Here is a 19607-nt window from a genome sequence, read left to right as displayed (position 1 = left end):
AAGATTGAAGTCATTAATTATTTTTCATTAGTGAGTAGGTAAGGTATTTGCCTTACCTACATTCGCAAACTTCTATACAAATAAGTCCAAGGGAAGGTGTCCATACATTTCGTTGATTCCATCTTCGTCATAAGACTGGCAAGATACTAATACACCACGATGATGTCCATCATAGGAATCAAGATAACACAAGCCATTTTTACCATTTAATTTGATATAAACTGGGCCTTCGGGTGTCAGTAAATTATTTGGTGGTTCATAACCCAAAGCCAGAGAATAGGTTTTCATTGCCAATATTCCTTCTTCTGCCGTATCAGCACAAATTCCTAATATTTGGTAATCAGTAAGCTTGGCGAGCAAAATCAAGGCATTACGAACTACAACTTTTTCTGATGAGTTGAGGATAGGGGCAATGTCTAGACAGTTGAATTTGTTCAGCAATTTTTTAGCTTCTTCGGCAGTGAGATTCTGAGGATTGGGGGTTGACATAAACTTTGACTATTATCTGGTTGGTTTTTCTGTGGGGTTTGAGTTGGGACTAGCCCAACTTATACCATTTTGGATTTTAGGTTTTGAATTGGAAATAGTCCAATGTATTGTAAAATTTGTCTGAGGTCAGAGCAAATTCCATAATTTTAGACCTTGTTACCTCATGCCCACTTCCCTTTTACGGTTGATTTTGGACATTCCCAAGGTTGAATATAAAGGGTACGCCATTTTTTGAGTCATTACCCATAACCAGGACTTTCGGCATCTGAGCGCCGCCAGTCTTCCAAGCTTCAATTGCTTCTTTTTGCAGAACCAACTGCCCTCCTTGGGCTTTGAGTGTCTCTGCTAAGAGTCTTTGAGCTTCTGCCCTACCTTTGGCACGATTAATGTCTGCTTGTGCTTCTTGTTCAGCTTCACGTGCTACGTAAACGGCTCTTTGCGCCCGTTGTTCAGCAATTTGTTTTTCTTCAACTGCTCTGGCAAATTCTGGTGAGAATGCTAAATCAACGACGCTAGTATCTAATACAATTATCCCATATTTGTCTAAGCGATCGCCTAACGCTTGATCGAAGTCTTCTTTCAATTCACTTCGTTTAGTAATCGCTTCTTCTACTGTTCTTCTAGCTGCGGCAATTTTAAATGCTTCTTGTGTTTGAGGAGCAATGATTTTTGATACAATATTCTCTAATGTTCCTTGTTTTCTTCTAACTTCAACTACCTTTATCGGATCGAGACGAAAGTTAATTGCAAATCTCGCAGATAAATTTTGCAAATCTTTAGTGGAACTCTCTGCTGGTACTTCAAATTTTTGCACTGTTAAATCATACACATCTATCACAGTGATAAAAGGCGGTTTTAGGTGAATACCTTCCAATAAAGCGCCATCTCTGGCTTTACCCAAGATACTGATTACTCCTGCTTGTCCTGGGTTAATAATGATAAAGGAATTTAGCCCAATAATCACTAGTATTGCTAACACAATTCCGAAAACTGTGGTTTGCCAATTACCAAATTGCTGATTTTTCAAATTCCTTTCTCCAATATTTAGTTAGTCATTTGTCATTGGTCATTGGTCATTTTTTATTCTCCCCCTGCTCCCCTGCTCCCCTGCCGCCAGTCCTTGAATAAACTCAGTTACTCAATACTTATCGGTTAAGGGGGAAAGGGAAAAGGTTAAAAGGGAAAAAACCTTATATATCGAGCCTTCTACTCCTTTTCCCCTTTACCTTTTCCCTTTAACCGAGCAGTATTGCTCAGTTACTAGTTTCTCACTAGTCTGTCTGAATCAATCTTCAGACTCAGGACTTAGGACTCAAGACTTTGTTCCGTGTTAATATCAGTGACACGAAATCGCAAAAAGCCGTGGCTACTGCATTAAAATCTCATCGGGCATCAAGAAAGCGTAAACATTCGGCGCATCCTCTCCAGCGTTTGCTTGAGTATGGACACCAGTATCGTAAACAAATTTGGCTGGCGACTACTTATTCTACCCTCAATAAATTTTTCGATTTAGCACCACCCGGCTTAATTGGCGTGGCGGTGGATGTGGTAGTCAAGCAACAGGATTCCATAATTGCACAGTTAGGGGTACGGGATGTCTTTCAACAATTTTTGATTATTTCCTTCCTGACTGTTGTCATTTGGATATTAGAATCGGTTTTTGAGTACGCCTACGCTCGACTTTGGCGGAATTTGGCTCAGAATATTCAGCATGACTTGCGTTTGGATGCATACAAACATTTGCAAGAGTTGGAATTGGCTTATTTTGAAGAACGCAGCACTGGCGGTTTAATGTCTATCCTCAGTGATGATATTAACCAATTAGAGCGGTTTTTGGATGGAGGAGCGAATGATATTATCCAAGTTTCTGCAACGGTTCTAATTATTGGCGCTGCTTTCTTTATTCTGGCTCCTAGTGTAGCGTGGATGGCTTTGTCACCGATGCCATTCATTCTTTGGGGTTCTTTTGCCTATCAACGACTACTCGCGCCTCGCTATGCTGATGTCCGCGAAAAAGTAGGTTTTCTCAATTCGCGGTTGTCAAACAATATTAGCGGAATTACTACTATTAAAAGCTTCACATCTGAAGCTTATGAAGCCTATCGTTTGGAATTAGATAGTGACGCTTATCGTCACAGTAACTCTAAGGCAATTACTCTTTCTGCTGCTTTTGTCCCGTTAATTCGGATGCTGATTTTGGTGGGGTTCACGGCATTACTTTTGTATGGCGGGATGGCAGCGGTTTCTGGAGCCATGTCTGTAGGTACTTACAGCGTATTAGTGTTTTTAATCCAGCGATTGCTGTGGCCTTTAACTAGATTAGGCGAAACCTTTGATCAATATCAAAGGGCAATGGCTTCTACTAATCGAGTCATGAATTTATTGGATACTCCTATCGCCATTCATACAGGTGATGTAGCTTTACCTGTGGATGAAGTACGCGGGGAAGTGCAATTTAACAATGTTTATTTTGCCTATAAAGATAGATTTCCAGTGATTAAAAATCTGTCTTTGGATATTCCGGCGGGGAAAACTATTGCAATTGTCGGTTCTACCGGTTCTGGTAAAAGCACTTTAGTCAAACTATTGTTACGGTTATACGAAGTGCAAGCTGGAAATATTACTGTCGATGGTATTGACTTGCAAACTTTGAATTTAAAAGATTTACGGCGCTGCATTGGTTTGGTGAGTCAGGATGTGTTTCTATTTCATGGCACTGTAGCGGAGAATATTGCTTATGGTAGCTTTGAGACTACAGAGCAAGAAATCATCACGGCGGCGAAGATAGCCGAGGCACACGAATTTATTATTGAATTGCCCGAAGGTTATGAGACAATTGTGGGGGAAAGAGGACAAAAGTTATCTGGTGGACAAAGACAACGGATTGCGATCGCCCGTGCCGTCTTAAAGAATCCGCCAATTCTGATTTTAGATGAAGCAACCTCGGCAGTGGATAATGAGACAGAAGCGGCAATCCAGCGATCGCTAGAACGGATTACAGTAGATAGAACTACAATTGCGATCGCTCATCGTCTTTCCACCATCCGCAATGCCGATTGCATTTATGTCATGGAACATGGGAAATTAGTAGAGTCGGGAACCCATGAGCAATTGCTGGAGAAAGACGGGATTTATTCCGGCCTCTGGCGTGTACAGTCAGGTTTGAGATAAGTTTCGCCTATTGTCTGTGTCTTCATTACGAATGATTTATGTTTTTTGGTAATAGTCAACCAGAATCAGGTGATACTAAGTGGCGTCGCCAGTTGGATAAGTTTGTCAAAGCAAATCAGCAAGAGTTGGCGGCGCTGTTTTGGGGATTGTGGTTAGCAAATGGTGACAGTCAGGGTACTGTTGGTATTGATTTGCAACCAACGCCGCATTTTGTTTATTGTCCGAAAGAACAGATAGAGAATTTAAATATTAGAGTTGAGAATCGGCTTCAGGAAATTTTGGGAATTGTGGAGAATCACAAGCCGGATGTGGAAGTTGTGATGATTGGGATTGGGAAGGGGGAAATTAAGTTAATTCAGTTTGCACCGGAACCAGCGCCACCGATTTGTTTTGAGGAAGTTGGGAAGGATGTGGATGGGTTGTTGGATGTACTGGAAGAGAGGATGAGGGAGGAGATTGTTTTTTAACGCAAAGGGACGCGGAGGGAAGCGCAGAGGTACGCGGAGGAAGATAAGAACTCTGCGCTTTTTGTTTAGTTGATTGCTTTGTGAAAATCTGGGTAAGTTAGATTTTCGGCACAATGCCAGATGATGTTAAACACGGCTTCGTAGCGATATGAATTGCTTTTGTAGAACTGTTTACTTAGATAGTCTTTTAGGGTTATGACTACTTGTGGTAAATGTTCGCTTTGGATGATGCTTATCAAATCATCAGCTATATCTAAAAGACAGGATTCATAGGATAGCCACTCCAAAGGAAATAAATCTTCATTTTCATCTTCCTCAACTTCAAGATAATGATGGGTTTGAATGAATCTTATAAAGACGGCAATTAGTTCATTTAGCTTCTCTGCTTCTAATTTTCTACTTAGGTTAAATTGTTGTAGGCTATAAGCAGCACTTGTCAAAATTGATTCATGCTTTGTAGTGTTCAATAGCCGAATTAGACTATCAAACGCCTGTTGATTATTAGAATCTATTTTCAGCAAGATAAAGAGCGCATTTAGAGATGTACGTTCATCTTTTAAATTAACCATTTTCCACATGGCGTTAATTATTTGCTGCTGATAGTCATTAATTGGTGCTAGTATATCTGCTGCATGAAAATACACCCATTTCTCCTCAGAAGTTTCAAGTATTTTGGATAAAGTGGTGATTGCTACTCTATTACCTAAATCAAATTTTCCTAGACATAAAGCAGCTTTACAACGGAAAAATTCATTTTCAGTGGTTTTAATTCTCTCAGTTAAAATAGTAATTGCAGCTTTGTTACCTGGATCAATTACCATCAAATATCTAACAGACATATCAAGCAAATATGTATTCTCGGTAGTTTCGAGAATCTGGACTAAAGTATTTAATGCTATTGGATTACCTGGATCAATATCCCACAAAGCCGCAGCCGCAGATGAAGAAACCACGTCATCTTTGTATTTTTGGATAAAATCAATTAGGGTAGCGATCGCAGTTTCATTGCCATAAGCTATTTTTCCTAAAGCTGTAATCGCACTCTGATATATGTCTTCTAAAGTCAACCACTCATTTGTAATTTCATCAGGCTTCATCTTAATAAATTGGATTAAAGAAGCGATTGCAGTTTCATTGCCATAGCCAATTTTCCCTGAGCTACCAATTCCAAACCACCAATAGTCATATTTATCTTGCTTCATTAGAAGTAATAAAGCTGCGGTCGCACTTTTATTACCCGGATCGAATGTTCCTAACTTCTCGGCTGCAACTCTAAGAATCGAACGACTTTCTGTAGTATGAACCAAATGGACAAAAGCAGCAATTACCCGTTTTCTGTCAGTTAATTCCAGCGTTTTTCTAGCTGTCTGCACCAATGATTTTGGTAGTATCTGCCAATCTCGCTTATCTTGCCGAAAATAGGCGTAACTCCATTTGAGCAGTTGTTCTACAATTGCATCACCCAAACTAGATTCTGGGAACTGGGATAAAGCCTCAGCCGCCAAAAAATAGGCGCGATACCGATAAAAATCGCCGCAACCGTCATCAAAATCTATTAAAGCTTGAATAAAATCTTCTTTCTGCTGCTTATCTACATCCTTTTGGCTGAACCAGTGGAGAATCTCTGCTTTCCACTCCGGCTCAAAGATGCGGTAAGTGCCTTGATTTAAATTGCTGCGATCGTGGTTAAAGAAATACTGCCAATCATGCATTGCCTCCTACCCACTGCGAGATGTGGGACGAAAGGGACTTAAATGAATCTTGCTACATCAGTTAGCTTTCTGTCAAGTCCATACGCGATAAGGATCTGTAAAGTTTTCCCTCTTATGACTCAAAAAAAGCAGCAGGCGAAATATGAAAAAACTCCGCAAGTTTGCGAATATGGTTAACTGTTAGCTTCCTTTGTCCACTCAAGACTTCAGATACAATAGACTCGGTTTTAAAGATAGGAATTAAGTCTTTCTGTCGCAAACCAAATTCGGCAATCATTGCTTGAAGTAATTCTACGCCATGAATATCAAGTATAGAATGATGTTTTTGTTCATACTCATAAACCAGAGTACCTAAAACATTGAGATAGTCTTGTTCATCTGGTGTTAATTCACTTTTATCAATCAAGGAATCAATGACTTCTTGCGTAGCCACTAATTCTTCCTCGGAAGTTACGGGACGAGGAGGAAAAGATTTGAGTAATTCAATATACGTTTTAATAACAGGTGTTCCAGGAGTCATTTTTACTATTATAAATAACTTGCCAACAAGCAAGAGAATCACCCTCTTTCAGAGTAATTCCAGGTAAGTTTTCAGGTTTAATGGTTGGAATTTCGCGGGGGTAATGGCTGGAGTAAATTTTCTGTCCCTAACTGTACCTCGATACGATGACGAATATAACTATCAGAATGAGTTTTAGCGATCGCAATCGCTTCTGGTATAAAATGTCTAAGTTCATCAGGATAAAGTAACGGATCTAGTACAAGACTAGGAATAATACTGCGCCGTACTTCGACGCTAGAATTTTTAACGAACTCTCTAAGAAATAGGCAACGCTTGCGTAGCTGAATATCAGCTACGGCGTCATAAGCGGCCTGTGACTCTGGTGTTGCGTACTCTTTGCTAAAGTTGGGAACTTCTCTATCAAAGCGTAAGGGAACCTGTGCCCAATATAGGGCGTTTACCGCCCCTGCTTTCTCAAAATTTGATCCATGCTCAACAAACTCTAGCAAAGCTTCATTGACGAGACGATGACCGAAAGCAATAACACATGGCTCTACGAATGAACGATTAAAGCTGGGATTTCTTTCATAGACAGCAGCGCGAATTAGAGGAGAAAACAGCACTTTTTTAAGGTACTGAGGAACAGATTTAGTTACTTTGTTGAACATGAAGACAACAAACAATTTACGTTGTTCATCTCCAAGTGCTTGTATAAACCAATTGATATCTTCTTCAGATGCACTTAAAAAATGCTGCCTAGTCTCAGACCATAAACTTTTTAGAGTTTCATCACCTAAATCAGTTCCCAGCGCTGCTAGGTAGCGTACACAATAGTCATCCCAGCTATTATTTGATCTGCTCATCTTGTTAGAGAATAAAAGTTATTGCCTTCAGCATAGCTTCACTTAAGTAAATCAACTTAAACTAGAGGCAGCAATTGTATTCGCACGCTTAACTTGAGGTGTAGCAACCATCCGCATTCCGGCTGGTGCAGCTAAAGTTAACCCACGGCGCACAGGACGCACGGGACGTTTATTCACTAGCGAAACTTGAAATTCCGACAAAACAGTTGCCAAGACAATTTTCATTTCATACTGGGCAAATGCCATCCCAATACAGCGACGATTACCGCCACCAAAGGGTAAATATTCATAAAGTGAATATTGTCTTTCTAAAAAGCGTTCTGGTTTGAACTGCTTGGATTGTGGGTAAACTTCTTCCCGATGATGCGCTAAATAAATACTAGGGATTATTACCGTTCCCTCTCGCAGTTCGTAGCCCATAATTGTAATTGGGGTTTTCACAATCCGCGGGAAAGCAGTCATGACAATTGGGTAAAGTCGCAATGTCTCTTGGTAAACTGCTGTTAAATAAGGCAATTTAGCTACACTACTCAAATCAGCGTTAACTCCAATGGTGTTGAGTTCCTGTAACAACTTCTCACGCACCTCTGGTAAACGATCGATCCAGTAAAAAGCCCATGTCAATGCTGAAGCGGTAGTTTCATGTCCCGCAACTAGCAGCGTCATTAATTCGTCGTGTAGTTCTTCATCTGACATCCCTTGACCATCGTCGTAACGAGCCGCCATCATCAAACTTAGGATATCTTGGCGATTTCGATCGAGTTCAGCCCGACGTTCTCGAAGTAAAGCATAAATCAGTCGATCGATTTTTTGCCGTTGTTGCAGAACCCAGCCCCACGGACTCCACGCACCGAAATCTTTTTGCATGAACTGGAAAAAGAAGGCGCTGGACATTACAGGCGAAGTGATGAAGTCTAGTAAGTCACTTAGCGATCGCCTCAGCTCCTCAAACAGCTGTCCATCATTCAAACCAAATACAACCCGTAAAATAACACGCAAGGTAATTTCTTGCATCGACTCACGGATCTTAAAAGGCTTGCCAATTTGCCATTCATTAGTCACCTGTCGGGTGATTTCCCTAATTTCCTCACCGTAAGCCCGCATTCTTTCGCCATGAAAGGGAGGAGCTAATAGTTGCCGCTGGTGCTGGTGGCGATCGCCATCCGCTAACATAAAGGAGCGATCGCCAAGTAAAAATTTTAGCCCTGTATTCCCCCTCCCAACCTCAAAATGCCTGGAGTCAGCAGTAAAAATCTGCTCAAGTGCTTGGGGTTGACTAAAATATACTAGATGGTTATCAGAGCGATTACTCCCGATCGTGAAAGTGTCACCGTAGATTTGGGCAAAATCATCCACATATTTCACTGGCTGACTAATAAACTTGATCATCCGCAGCCAGCGCGGCATTTGAGGCCCATCGGGCAAATTGTAAGTAGTTGTCATAGAATTTTGTGGAGTTGATGGCTTCTGAATTTTATTGTTACGACTTTTCATGTTACTTAAGGTTACAGAAAGCGGTATATTCATGATTGGGGACTAGAGACTGGAAACTGGGAACTGAAAAGAAGACAAAGAGGATAATAATAACTCTTGTACAGACGCGATTAATCGCGTCTCTCCTAACTCAGCACTCAGCACTCCTAACTCAGCACTCAAGAGGCAGCATCGGAAGTAAGCAGTGCCAAAAATCATCGCTATTCTCAACGGTAAAGGAGGAGTCGGTAAAACGACTACCGCAGTCAATCTGGCTGCAAACTTTGCGAAGAAAAAAAAGGTGCTGCTGATTGATGCAGATATTCAAGGTTCTGCCAGTTGGTGGTTTGGGCGCAGTCAGCAGGGAATGGGATTTGATTTATCTCAAGAAACAGATCCCGCACTTTTAAGTGATTTAGCAAAGATAACAGGTTACGATTTAGTAGTGGTGGATACACCTCCCGCCCTGCGCTCTGAAGCATTAGTGGCGGTAGTTGCGATCGCAGATTATCTAGTTTTGCCGACACCCCCATCTGCAATGGATTTAGCAATCCTCGTGGAAACAGTTAAGGAAGCCGTCATCCCTGTGGGAACTCCCCATCGGGTATTGCTCACCAAAGTCGATACGCGCAGTCTGGGGGAAGCACAAGAAGCAAAAAACACTCTGACTCGCTTAGGTATTCCTACTTGTAATACCTTCATCCGTGCCTATAAAGCTCATGAACGAGCAGCACTGGAAGGTGTAGCGATTACTCAGTGGCGAGGAGGAAACGCACGGGAGGCGGAATTAGACTACCGCCGTGCAGCTGATGAATTACAGCGTGATTGGAGAAAATAATAATGGCTAGGAAACAAAGTCTCTCTGACTTACTACAAGAAGAGGCGCAAAAATTTACACCCCCAGAAGGTGAATCTGCGATCGAAGTTACAGCAGAAAAAATTGTCGAAGAACAAGCTTCATCTGATGAGGAATCGTTAGGACAACCACTTGAGCCAACTTCTACTAAACGCAGTCCTACTAAAGCTGATTTAGAAGTAACTGTCAAAGAATTGACAAGTAATCTAGAAACAAGCCATAAAAAGGAAGCATCTCTTGGACAAGAAGTTGCTGATTTGCAATCAAAATTATCTAAACAAAAAACATTTGTATCAGAACAAAAATCATTACTAGAACAGCTAACAAAAGAACTTGATGAGACAAAAAAAACAGCACTGCAACTTGCAGAAGCAAATTCCCAGCTTATAGAAGAAATTAATTCTTTAAAACAAAAAGCAGAACAAAAAGCAGTACAAAAAGTAGAAGAGAAATCTAAACTTGTTGTCAAAGAAACTAACGCGATCAAACCGGTAAAAGACCACTACAATCCACTTAACTACAAAAAATCACATCGCTCATCGGAAACACTAGCTCAAAATCAACCACAAAATCAGCCGAATGAGTATCCTGATAGTTCTAATGAGATGTGGTTACTCGACTAGAATCAGTTCATCAGTCAGTTAAAGATTAATGGTACAAATCAAAATCTATGGCACTGCTTCATTTATCCGTCATTCTCGCAGTGCCATTTCTGACGCAATTCATTCTTGTGTTGTTGAAGCTCTAGTATATCCTCAAGACAAGCGTATCCATCGGTTCTTTCCTCTCGAACCCGATGATTTCATCTACCCTTTAGGACGTTCAGAGAAATACATCATCATTGAGATTAGTATGTTTGAGGGACGCACTATTGAAACGAAAAAGAAACTAATTATGTTGTTGTTTTCTCGCTTATCTGAACAAGTTGCAATTGCACCTATAGATATAGAAATCACGATTACAGAAACCCCAAAACACAACTGGGGTATTCGGGGAACAACAGGAGATGAATTAAACCTAAATTACCAAGTGCAAGTGTAAATCTTTTGAGCTTGTAAGGTGTGCATTATAATGCCCACCTTAATACAATACAGGTTTGCGTTAGCGTTCGCGAAGCGTCTCGTAGAGAAGCTCACCGAAGGTATCGCTCTAGCTACATTCCCTAAAATTAGGTGAAAGTAACACGATTCAAGAAAAAATAGTAGCTATGACAGAAGCCATTAGCAACAGTTGAAAAGCTTTCCACGCCGTTACAGAAAAATTATTGAGACTTGAGCTATCTTTCAACTCGAAAGTCTAAAATATGCTGCGCGGTGATTTGTGGTTGTTCCAAGTGTGGGAGATGACCACAATCTTTAATCCACGTGAGAGTACTGTGTGGAATTGCCCTTTTAAATCTCATAGCATCCTTAGTACCCAAAATTCTATCAGAATCGCCCCACAAAATTAGCGTTTGTTGCGCAATTTTTGATATAGCTGTGAATCTAAAACCACTGTAACCACCACTTTTAGTGAAAGAAATCACAGCTTGATGCCAACTCGGCATTTGTAAATGTAATGCTCCACAACATAACGCATCGATAGAGGCAAGAGTTTGATTTTTATATCCAATGCGGGAAACGCGATCGCGCACTTTCATATTACTCAAAAACTGAGTTGCTAAATAATCTAATGGTGGAAACATGAATTTGCTCAATGGCGAACCACCCGCTAATCCCGCACTATCAATTAACACCAGCTTTTTGACTGCTTCTGGATAAGCTAAGGTAAAATCAATCGCCGTTGCACCCCCCATCGAAGCACCTACTAAAATTACAGGTTGGTTAATTAGGCTTTTCCAGAAATAATAAAGATGGGTTTTAATTGCAGTTGGGCTATAGGCAATTCCTGAAAGTCTATCTGTAAATCCAAAACCCAATAAATCTACTGCCCAAGTTTCATTATCTTCAGAAAGTAGTGGCAAAAGCCGCCGAAATTCTAATACAGAACTGTCAAAGCCGTGAATTAATAAAATTGGAGTTCCACCACACCCTTGCTTGACAAATGTTGTGGTAACTGCTTGATTAGTTAAAGGAGTAGCGATCGCAGTTGTTTGAATACTCTGAGCTAGTGCGATCGAAGTAGGTTCTGTGAGTTGCTCAACTGCCGTAGGAAGAAAATTCGGAAACATAAATTTCAGTTTATCGTACTAGCTTGCTTCCACCCATAATTGATTTTGTTAAACAATAAAGTTACACAACCTAAGATGCTAAAGTATTATTTGTAATATATATATAAAACATAAGTAAGGGAATATCAAAATATTCTAACTCCCAACAGACGCGATTAATCGCTTACAGGACAGACACAATTAATCGCTTCTCTACTCTCCAAAAAAAATATGGCATCAAAGAAAGTTTTCCAAAATGTCAAAATGGGGACTAAAGCCACGTACAATTAAAATCGCTTATCCCTTAATCCAGGAGCTAATGCCATGCCAATGGCGGTTGGCGTAATTGAAACTTTAGGTTTTCCGAGTGTCTTAGCAGCAGCAGATGCAATGGTCAAAGCTGCCGCAGTCACAATTGTGTATTATGGTCAAGCGGAAAGTGCTCGCTTGCTAGTCGCCGTCCGGGGACACGTTTCTGAAGTAAATAGAGCTGTTGAAGCCGGAATCGCCGCTGGAGAGGAAGTAAAGGTTGGTACAGTAATTACCCACTACATCGTTCCCAATCCCCCAGAAAATGTGGAAACCATATTACCAATCCATTTCACTGAAGAATCAGAACCTTTCCGCATCTTCTAAGCAATTTTGCTATCAAAATCTGTAGCGAAGCTTCGTACAATTAACTTGTAGCCCCCAGTTTGTTCATACAGGAGATTAATAATGTCATTACAGGCAGTTGGAGCACTTGAAACTAAAGGTTTTCCTGCGGTGCTAGCAGCAGCAGATGCTATGGTAAAAGCTGGTCGAGTTACCCTTGTTGGTTATATCAGAGTAGGTAGCGCTCGTTTTACAGTTAATATTCGTGGTGATGTTTCTGAAGTAAAAGCCGCTATGGCTGCCGGTGTTGAAGCCGCAGAAAATGTTTATGGCGGTACACTTGAATCTTGGGTGATTATTCCTCGTCCCCATGAAAACGTTGAAGCTGTTCTACCAATTGCTTATACAGAACAAGTCCAAGGTTATCGAGAATCTGTAGAAAATCCCATTGTTAGATCGAACAATCGATAGATTTAACTTCCTGCGGGGGAATTCAAAACAAAAACTTCCCATAAATGAATTTAAAAAGAAGTTTTTTGTCAGGCTTCTGACTATCAAAACTTTAGAGGATTACATTCCTTCTGTTTTTAGATTTTGCATAAGTTGAATTTTGAAGCAGAGCGAAAGCAACAGTCAGAGTCAATAGTCAAAACCAATATTGACTGTTGACTGTTCATTTGTAGAAATATAAAACTTTTAAGAATAACTTACCAATATGAAAGGTGTAGTTGTGACTGAAGCTAGTTTAAAAAAGAGAAATTTGCCTATCAATTCCTACTATTTAGAATAGCGTAGGCGTAGCCCGCACTTCTCTAGGAGACGCTTGCTTCCACAAAGTGACGTGACCATCGTAGACATCGCTACATAAGATACTGAGACTCACGCTCTTTTATTACTCTCGTCAGATTAAATTTGAAACCTTATTTTGGCGTTAGTCCGTGGAGGCGGACTTTGTTTGTGTAGCCGCGATTTCTAATCGCTTGGATTATTCTCTCTCCAAAGTCATAGAAGAGCGCTAATTCCACACTATGGCGATAGTATTTATCCAAGATTTTATACAACGACTTACCAAACAACCTCTTAAAACTCTAATTACCGTATATGTACTTAATAAAATCATAAAAGATCGCAAAAATTGACTGAACACGATTCAGCTAAAGCCCAATCCTCCTTGAAAAGCAGAGAATTAAGCCAATTTATCAGAGCACTTAGGGAATTTTCCAGGGCCAAATCTCATTAACACTAAGGATATTGAGATTCAACTAAATATTCCTACTACGTAAGGGTCTGTACAGGGATGAAACTTATACTGGTGGAATAACGTCCAAATTTGAGTTAAATTATATTCGTTCCTCGGCTCTGTTACATACAAAATGTCAGATTTACCCGATCCATTTTGTAAAAAGTGTATCCTCCCCACTTTAAGCAGATTTCTGTTCTCAACTAAAACACATAACTTTACAAAAAGTTGAAGTGGGCATAATACCCCAAATGCTTGATATATATTGGTTTTGGGCTTTTTAAAGTAAAAGCAAAACATCAATATAGAAATTTCTGCATAATTCTAATGAATTCAGACGTAATAAAAGTAGAATCACTGAGCTATTTTCATGAAATTCATGAAATTCGTGAAATCTGGGGCAGCTGCCAGTTAAACAATTAGGTGGGACGAATGGGGGTTGTAATGCAAACTTCAAAATTGAGTTTCGAGGAATGCAATCTCACTATGACAATAGATGTGGAAAAACTGGCTCTAGATTGGCAAAAGCGCTTGGTTGTGGAATGTCCAGACCAAAATGAAGCCGCAAGGCAAAGCATTATTCTCTGGCTGTTGGGATCTGACTCAAAACGGTTCGATTTGTACAATCCTAAAGAACTAGATATCGCCAAGCAAGCGATGGAATATCGCTGGAGGATTTTACGTCAACGCTACTTGGGGCTGGGGCGAGAACGTGCTTATCGCAACTTGATAACCCGATTGGGGAGTTTAGTAACATTACGGAATAAGATTCAGACTTGGGTTTCCCTCAGCCGCGATCGCCAGCGTAGTGTAATGGATGTATTACAAGAAGTACTCCAAGAGTTACTCCAAAACGACAGCCAGATGCAACAACAAATGGCTGATATTGCCAAATATACAACCGATAGAAGATTGGGAGATGCTCTGCTATTTGCCAGTTTAGAAGAATATTGTTTGCGGCCAGTAAGGAATCAACCCCTATTAGCTTACCGATTTGTGAATTATTTGCGTCGCACTCAGCGCGGTGGTTTAACCCAAGTGCCAGGACGTGATTTGGTTCGCCTAGTCTCAGAAGAAGTTCTTACAGACGACAGTGACAATCGAGTGAACTTAGTCGATAGTCAGGCGATCGCAGAATATCAAGAAGCACAACAATTAGAGGAACAACAAGGGCTGCGCCAGTCAGTACAAAAAGAATTTGAAGATTATTTACAAGAAAATCTGGGAACAGATGCAGTGGAATGGCTACGACTTTATCTGCAAGGTAAGTCCCAGGAAGACATCGCCCAGAAACTGAATAAGCAGACTAAAGAGGTATATCGACTACGAGAAAAAATTAGTTATCATGCTGTGCGTGTTTTTGCCCTCAAAGGTAAACCAGAACTCGTGGAAAGTTGGCTCTCAATTTCTTTGCAAGAACACAACTTGGGATTAACACAAAACCAATGGGAGCAACTTGATGAAAAATTGACTCCTCTGGGTCGGCAGATTTTAGCTTTGCGGAAAGAGGGTAATTCAATAGAAGCCATAGCCGAACAGTTAAAACTCAAAACCCATCAAGTGCTAGGCGAATGGACGAAAGTCTATCTGACAGCCCAAGCTTTAAGAACCCAAGAGTAGCCTGTAGTGGGAAATGGAGCATGGGGGAGTGGGAAGTAGCACTTCTCTACGAGACGCTGCGCGTAGCTTGCTTCCACGTTCGCGGAGCGTGCCGTAGGCAAGTGGTAAGGCTACGCTCTGTAACGGAGGAGCAGGGGAGACAAGGGGACAAGGAGATAAATAAAACTCAGCACTGGCTCAACCCTAGCTATCCGCTAACAGCACTCTTTTGCCCAATCCTCAGTATTATCCCCAGTCTCTAATCTAAAATTCATCTTCTACTTACATTTACTTAAGTATATATAATTGAAATTTTAACAATCTAACAAAGTATCTTTATTAACTACCTATTGAATTAGAGGCAAAATATAAGTAAACACCAACGAATCAAATCTATGTTGTCTTCAAAGGGCGAACTAAATGATACAGCAGCAAATAGACAGCAAATGCTAACTGCCACTCAAACTAAGTGGGAGCAAGAAGGCGATCGCGAACAAATATTCCACCTAATCGATCATCTTTTGTCCTTTGAAGCTTGCCTCTACCACCAAATTTTGCCCTTTGGATTACAAGACAAAAACCTCTTGTTAGGCATGGTTCATCCACAAGAGAGCGAAGCCCTAGATTACGTTGGTCGCATTTTGTCTTCTATCAATTGCACAATGGTGATTGAGGCAATCGCAGCCGATGCTCACCGCAGAATACTATCAGCCTACCTCAACCATAAGAATATATCTCAGCTAGATGCCCAACAAGTGCATCAGCCAACAGTGGACTTTCCCACAACAAATAGCCCAGCTACGATTGCTGACATACCTAGTCCTTCCTTAGATGCCGAGGAATCAAATCAACAACCAGTATTGATGGTGTTTCAGACACAAAAGCGTCAAAATTCTGGGCAGCGGGTAGACTTGCCTCCTATCCCAGAGTTAGACCAATCATCTCAAACTACGATGTTCTTCACCCCTATTTCCACAACTCAACTAGGAGAGGATTCTGAAGCCACATCATCAAACAATTTACCTATTTTTCTCACACAAACTTCCGAACTACTGAGTCCGATTGAGTTGCTAACAACACTACCACCGAAAAAATTACTAGAAGAATTACTAGGGCGAATCCTGGCTGGGGGAATTGGTCGGCTGTACTTAGAAAGACAAGCTTACGAAGGCAGAATACTGTGGAGTGACAATGGAGTTTTACAGTCTGTATTAGACAAACTGCCGCTCTCAGTTTTTCAAGGAGTATTGAATGAATTAAAGCGGTTTGCTTTCCTGCCTGTAACCACGATTGCAGAACCAAAACAAGTAGAAAAGGAATACATATATCAAAAAAATCGCTTATTATTACGCTTGCGAGTCATGCCGGGAATCTACGGCGAAGAGGCAACACTGCAAGTATTGCGGGGAGCAGCATTAAAATTCTATCAACAACAACAATTGACGCGTATAGGCCGCGATGCTTTAGGAATTTCTCAGCAACTAAGCATTAAGTTACATGAACTACAAGAACGACTTTTACTGAATCCTAGCCTTGATTCTCAGCAATTAGAGGCTTTAGTTACCCTGAATCAATTAGTGAAAAATTTAGACCAACAGATCAAAATACTGGCACTAGATAGCAATATACCAACAAAGAGTAAATCATCAGTCAGTAGGTGAAAACGCTGATTTCGTTAGCATACATAATTGTTATGTTGTAATGGAATCCTAGACTGATAAAGCTTAGAGATTCATCTCCAAATAAATACAAATTTTGCGATCGTATTCTGAGTAAGATTACGGTTTAAACAAACTTAATAGTAGCAAAGTTCGTTTCCCCCTCTTAAATCCTATTGTTGCAAATATTTCATGTTAACTGAGGTTTTTAGTGAACTTTTCCCCTTAATGAGTACAGCCAATCCACAGACATTGGAATGGCTACTCAACGTTGCAATTGAACATGAATACCCATCTGGGCGAGCCGTTGTGATGGAAGATGCTTGGGGTAACGCCGTTTACTTCGTGGTTTCTGGTTGGGTCAAAGTCCGGCGTACCGTCGGGGAAGATTCAGTAGCTCTGGCAATTTTTGGGCGTGGAGATTTTTTTGGAGAAATGGCAATTTTGGATGAATCTCCACGCTCAACTGATGTCATTGCCCTTTCACCCGTGAAGTTGCTGAGTATTTCCAGAGAGCGGTTTATTCAAATATTGTTCAAAGACCCGCAGTTACATCACCGCATGTTGCAACTGATGGTAAGGCGATTGCGGCAAATTAACGTGCGCTTGCAAATGCGGTCTTCACCACCAGCAGTTAAACTCGCTCATACTCTAGTGACTTTGGGTGAAAGCTATGGTCAAGAATCAGACTTAGGAAGAGAAATTTTTAACATTCCCTTCAAAGATTTAGCAGAGGTGACAGAAATCGGCGTTGAAGAAACCACCAAAATCATGGAAAAGCTGCATGAAAAAGGGTGGATAAAGATTGATAGTGCCAACAACATTACTTATCTTGTGAACTTCAAACAGTTGATGAACTTGGCTGGCAAAGTGTGATTTTTTTATCCGATTCTCTATAAGATAGTCTGCGTAACCTGTTTCTTGGTAAGTTTAACGCTAGAGATTTGGAATGATGACGAATGAAAGACGGTTTGTGTGCGATGTTAAAAACAAATTTGTCATGATGGGAAAATTACCCATTGATTATTAACTCAGCACGCAAAATGACTGAAGCAACAGCAACTCGCCCCAACACCTACGCCCAAGAAACTGAGCCAACGATTCATTACCTGGTGGCAATGTCCCAACCAGAAACCCATCTGTTTGAGGTTACTTTACACCTTGTCGATTATTCCTCACCGATTCTCGATTTAAAACTGCCAGTGTGGACACCCGGTTCCTATTTAGTCCGGGAATACGCAAAGAGTTTACAGGATTTTGAGGCTTTTGCAGAGAATAAGCCTTTAACTTGGCGGAAGCTCGGTAAAAATCACTGGCAGATAGAAAAAATAGGTATTTCAGAATTAACTGTACGTTACCGCATTTTTGCCAATGAGCTATCGGTACGAACAAATCACTTAGATAGCACCCACGGTTATTTTAATGGTGCGGCACTATTTTTTAGAATACCTGGCTGGGATAAGCAACCCATTCGCGTCACTATCGTACCACCACAGCTGGAATGGCATGTAACTACTGCCTTACCACCCGTTGCAGAGAAAACGAATACTTTCTTGGCTAACGATTTTGATACTCTGGTGGATACTCCCTTTGAGATTGGTTCCCACCAATTGTATAAATTTGAGGTATTAGGAAAACCCCATGAATTGGCAATCTGGGGACAAGGTAATTACCAAGCCCAGCAGTTGATTGCTGATATCCAAAAAATTATTCAGGTAGAAGCGCAGATGTTTGGCGGTTTGCCATATAAACGATATGTGTTTCTGCTACATTTATTTAGCCAAGCTTTTGGCGGTTTGGAGCATAAAGACTCTTGCTCCTTAATTTACCAACGTTTCGGATTTCGCGCTCAGGAAAAATACGATCGCTTTCTGCAATTAGTTGCACACGAGTTCTTTCACTTGTGGAATGTCAAGCGAATTCGCCCAAAAGCATTAGAGGTTTTTGATTACGACCAAGAAAATTACACACCATCATTGTGGTTTTGTGAAGGTACTACTAGTTACTATGACTTGTTAATTCCTTTGCGGGCGGGAATTTATGATGTTAAGTCGTATTTGAATAACTTAGGTAAGGAAATTACCAGATATGAAATGACACCGGGGCGAAAGGTACAACCAGTTTCCGAGTCAAGTTTTGATGCCTGGATAAAACTCTATCGTCCAGATGCCAATAGCGGTAATTCCCAAATTTCTTACTATTTAAAAGGAGAAATGGTATCGTTGCTCCTGGATTTGCTGATTCGCTCTACTCACAACAATCAGCGCTCCCTTGATGACGTGATGCTGAAAATGTGGCAGCAATTTGGGCAAGATGAAATTGGCTATACCCCAGAACAGTTGCAAGAAGTTATCGAATCTGTTGCCGGAATCGATTTGACTGATTTCTTTAAACGCTACGTTGATAGTACTGATGATTTGCCTTTCAATCAGTATTTAGAACCCTTTGGCTTACAGTTGGTAGCCGAACAGCAGGAAGAACCTTACCTGGGTGTGAGAATAAATACAGAAAATGGGCGCGAGATTATTAAGTTTGTGGAGACTGGTTCACCTGCACAAATAGCAGGAATTGATGCAGGTGATGAGTTGTTAGCAATTGATGGGATTAAGATAACGGCGGGTGGCTTAAGCGATCGCCTGAAAGATTATCAACCAAACGATACCATCCAAGTCGCAGTTTTCCACCAAGACGAACTGCGTATTTATTCCATCACCCTCACATCCCCACGTCCAACTAGATATCAAGTAAAGCCTGTTGAGCATCCTAACTCCAAACAGCAACAAAACTTTGCTGGATGGCTTGGGGCTGCGATCGCAACTGTTTCATAAAGGGAG

General features: G+C 40.8%; 19 protein-coding genes. 12 read left to right on the top strand and 7 right to left on the bottom strand.

The window, feature by feature from the left end:
• Positions 1-72 precede the first annotated feature (72 nt).
• Together V7K53_RS08360 and V7K53_RS08355 are read right to left on the bottom strand one after the other, a co-directional pair.
• Complete coding sequence (locus V7K53_RS08360) at positions 73-489, bottom strand: DUF1824 family protein (protein ID WP_335197084.1); 417 nt, start codon at positions 487-489, stop codon at positions 73-75.
• Positions 490-667: 178 nt separating this feature from the next.
• Entirely contained in the window at positions 668-1516 is an 849-nt protein-coding gene (locus V7K53_RS08355) for a prohibitin family protein (RefSeq protein ID WP_335197083.1), read from the bottom strand.
• 335 nt (positions 1517-1851) lie between these two features.
• Between V7K53_RS08355 and V7K53_RS08350 the strand changes: the two genes are divergently transcribed.
• The gene (locus V7K53_RS08350) at positions 1852-3660 is read left to right on the top strand and encodes an ABC transporter ATP-binding protein (protein ID WP_335197082.1); all 1809 of its coding nucleotides are present in this window, start codon (positions 1852-1854) and stop codon (positions 3658-3660) included.
• Between the two features lie 38 nt (positions 3661-3698).
• Complete coding sequence (ccmS, locus tag V7K53_RS08345) at positions 3699-4127, top strand: beta-carboxysome assembly chaperone CcmS (RefSeq protein ID WP_292740741.1); 429 nt, start codon at positions 3699-3701, stop codon at positions 4125-4127.
• A 65-nt stretch (positions 4128-4192) separates the two neighbouring features.
• On the opposite strand, the gene V7K53_RS08340 is transcribed toward ccmS, so the two are convergent.
• The 4 genes from V7K53_RS08340 to V7K53_RS08325 all read right to left on the bottom strand — a co-directional run bounded on the left by V7K53_RS08340 (position 4193) and on the right by V7K53_RS08325 (position 8647).
• Complete coding sequence (locus tag V7K53_RS08340) at positions 4193-5839, bottom strand: hypothetical protein (protein WP_335197081.1); 1647 nt, start codon at positions 5837-5839, stop codon at positions 4193-4195.
• Positions 5840-5951: 112 nt separating this feature from the next.
• Complete coding sequence (locus tag V7K53_RS08335) at positions 5952-6359, bottom strand: helix-turn-helix domain-containing protein (protein WP_335197080.1); 408 nt, start codon at positions 6357-6359, stop codon at positions 5952-5954.
• Positions 6360-6436: 77 nt separating this feature from the next.
• Complete coding sequence (locus V7K53_RS08330; RefSeq protein WP_335197079.1) at positions 6437-7204, bottom strand: hypothetical protein; 768 nt, start codon at positions 7202-7204, stop codon at positions 6437-6439.
• Between the two features lie 51 nt (positions 7205-7255).
• A complete protein-coding gene (locus V7K53_RS08325; RefSeq protein ID WP_335197078.1) occupies positions 7256-8647 on the bottom strand; it encodes a cytochrome P450 in 1392 nt (463 codons plus the stop codon).
• Positions 8648-8882: 235 nt separating this feature from the next.
• On the opposite strand from V7K53_RS08325, the gene V7K53_RS08320 reads away from it, so the two are divergent.
• From V7K53_RS08320 to V7K53_RS08310, 3 genes are read left to right on the top strand one after another with little or no spacing between them, the layout of a single operon-like run.
• A complete protein-coding gene (locus V7K53_RS08320; protein WP_194044647.1) occupies positions 8883-9515 on the top strand; it encodes a ParA family protein in 633 nt (210 codons plus the stop codon).
• Between the two features lie 2 nt (positions 9516-9517).
• On the top strand, positions 9518-10156 hold the full coding sequence (locus V7K53_RS08315) for a hypothetical protein (protein ID WP_335197077.1): 639 nt from the start codon (positions 9518-9520) through the stop codon (positions 10154-10156).
• 28 nt (positions 10157-10184) lie between these two features.
• Complete coding sequence (locus V7K53_RS08310) at positions 10185-10574, top strand: tautomerase family protein (RefSeq protein ID WP_335197076.1); 390 nt, start codon at positions 10185-10187, stop codon at positions 10572-10574.
• 235 nt (positions 10575-10809) lie between these two features.
• Here V7K53_RS08310 and V7K53_RS08305 read toward each other — a convergent pair whose 3' ends face one another.
• A complete protein-coding gene (locus V7K53_RS08305) occupies positions 10810-11703 on the bottom strand; it encodes an alpha/beta fold hydrolase (RefSeq protein ID WP_335197075.1) in 894 nt (297 codons plus the stop codon).
• 303 nt (positions 11704-12006) lie between these two features.
• Between V7K53_RS08305 and V7K53_RS08300 the strand changes: the two genes are divergently transcribed.
• The 7 genes from V7K53_RS08300 (at position 12007) to V7K53_RS08270 (ending at position 19601) form a co-directional block, all read left to right on the top strand.
• Positions 12007-12318: a BMC domain-containing protein gene (locus V7K53_RS08300; RefSeq protein WP_335007084.1), complete on the top strand. Its 312-nt coding sequence runs from the start codon at positions 12007-12009 to the stop codon at positions 12316-12318.
• A gap of 81 nt (positions 12319-12399) precedes the next feature.
• Positions 12400-12747, top strand: coding sequence for a carbon dioxide-concentrating mechanism protein CcmK (locus tag V7K53_RS08295; protein ID WP_012409276.1), 348 nt, complete (start codon positions 12400-12402; stop codon positions 12745-12747).
• 1201 nt (positions 12748-13948) lie between these two features.
• Complete coding sequence (locus V7K53_RS08290) at positions 13949-15136, top strand: HetZ-related protein 2 (RefSeq protein WP_335197074.1); 1188 nt, start codon at positions 13949-13951, stop codon at positions 15134-15136.
• Positions 15137-15156: 20 nt separating this feature from the next.
• Entirely contained in the window at positions 15157-15378 is a 222-nt protein-coding gene (locus V7K53_RS08285) for a hypothetical protein (protein ID WP_335197073.1), read from the top strand.
• A 132-nt stretch (positions 15379-15510) separates the two neighbouring features.
• Positions 15511-16776, top strand: coding sequence for a pilus assembly protein PilB (locus tag V7K53_RS08280; RefSeq protein WP_335197072.1), 1266 nt, complete (start codon positions 15511-15513; stop codon positions 16774-16776).
• Positions 16777-16965: 189 nt separating this feature from the next.
• On the top strand, positions 16966-17649 hold the full coding sequence (locus V7K53_RS08275) for a Crp/Fnr family transcriptional regulator (protein ID WP_099101639.1): 684 nt from the start codon (positions 16966-16968) through the stop codon (positions 17647-17649).
• 167 nt (positions 17650-17816) lie between these two features.
• On the top strand, positions 17817-19601 hold the full coding sequence (locus V7K53_RS08270; protein WP_335197071.1) for a M61 family metallopeptidase: 1785 nt from the start codon (positions 17817-17819) through the stop codon (positions 19599-19601).
• Positions 19602-19607 lie beyond the last annotated feature (6 nt).

Source organism: Nostoc sp., assembly GCF_036917355.1.
In the GTDB taxonomy this organism is placed as follows: domain Bacteria; phylum Cyanobacteriota; class Cyanobacteriia; order Cyanobacteriales; family Nostocaceae; genus Nostoc.
The sequence above is the reverse complement of the archived record's forward strand: the minus strand, read 5'-3'. Positions and strand labels throughout refer to the sequence as shown.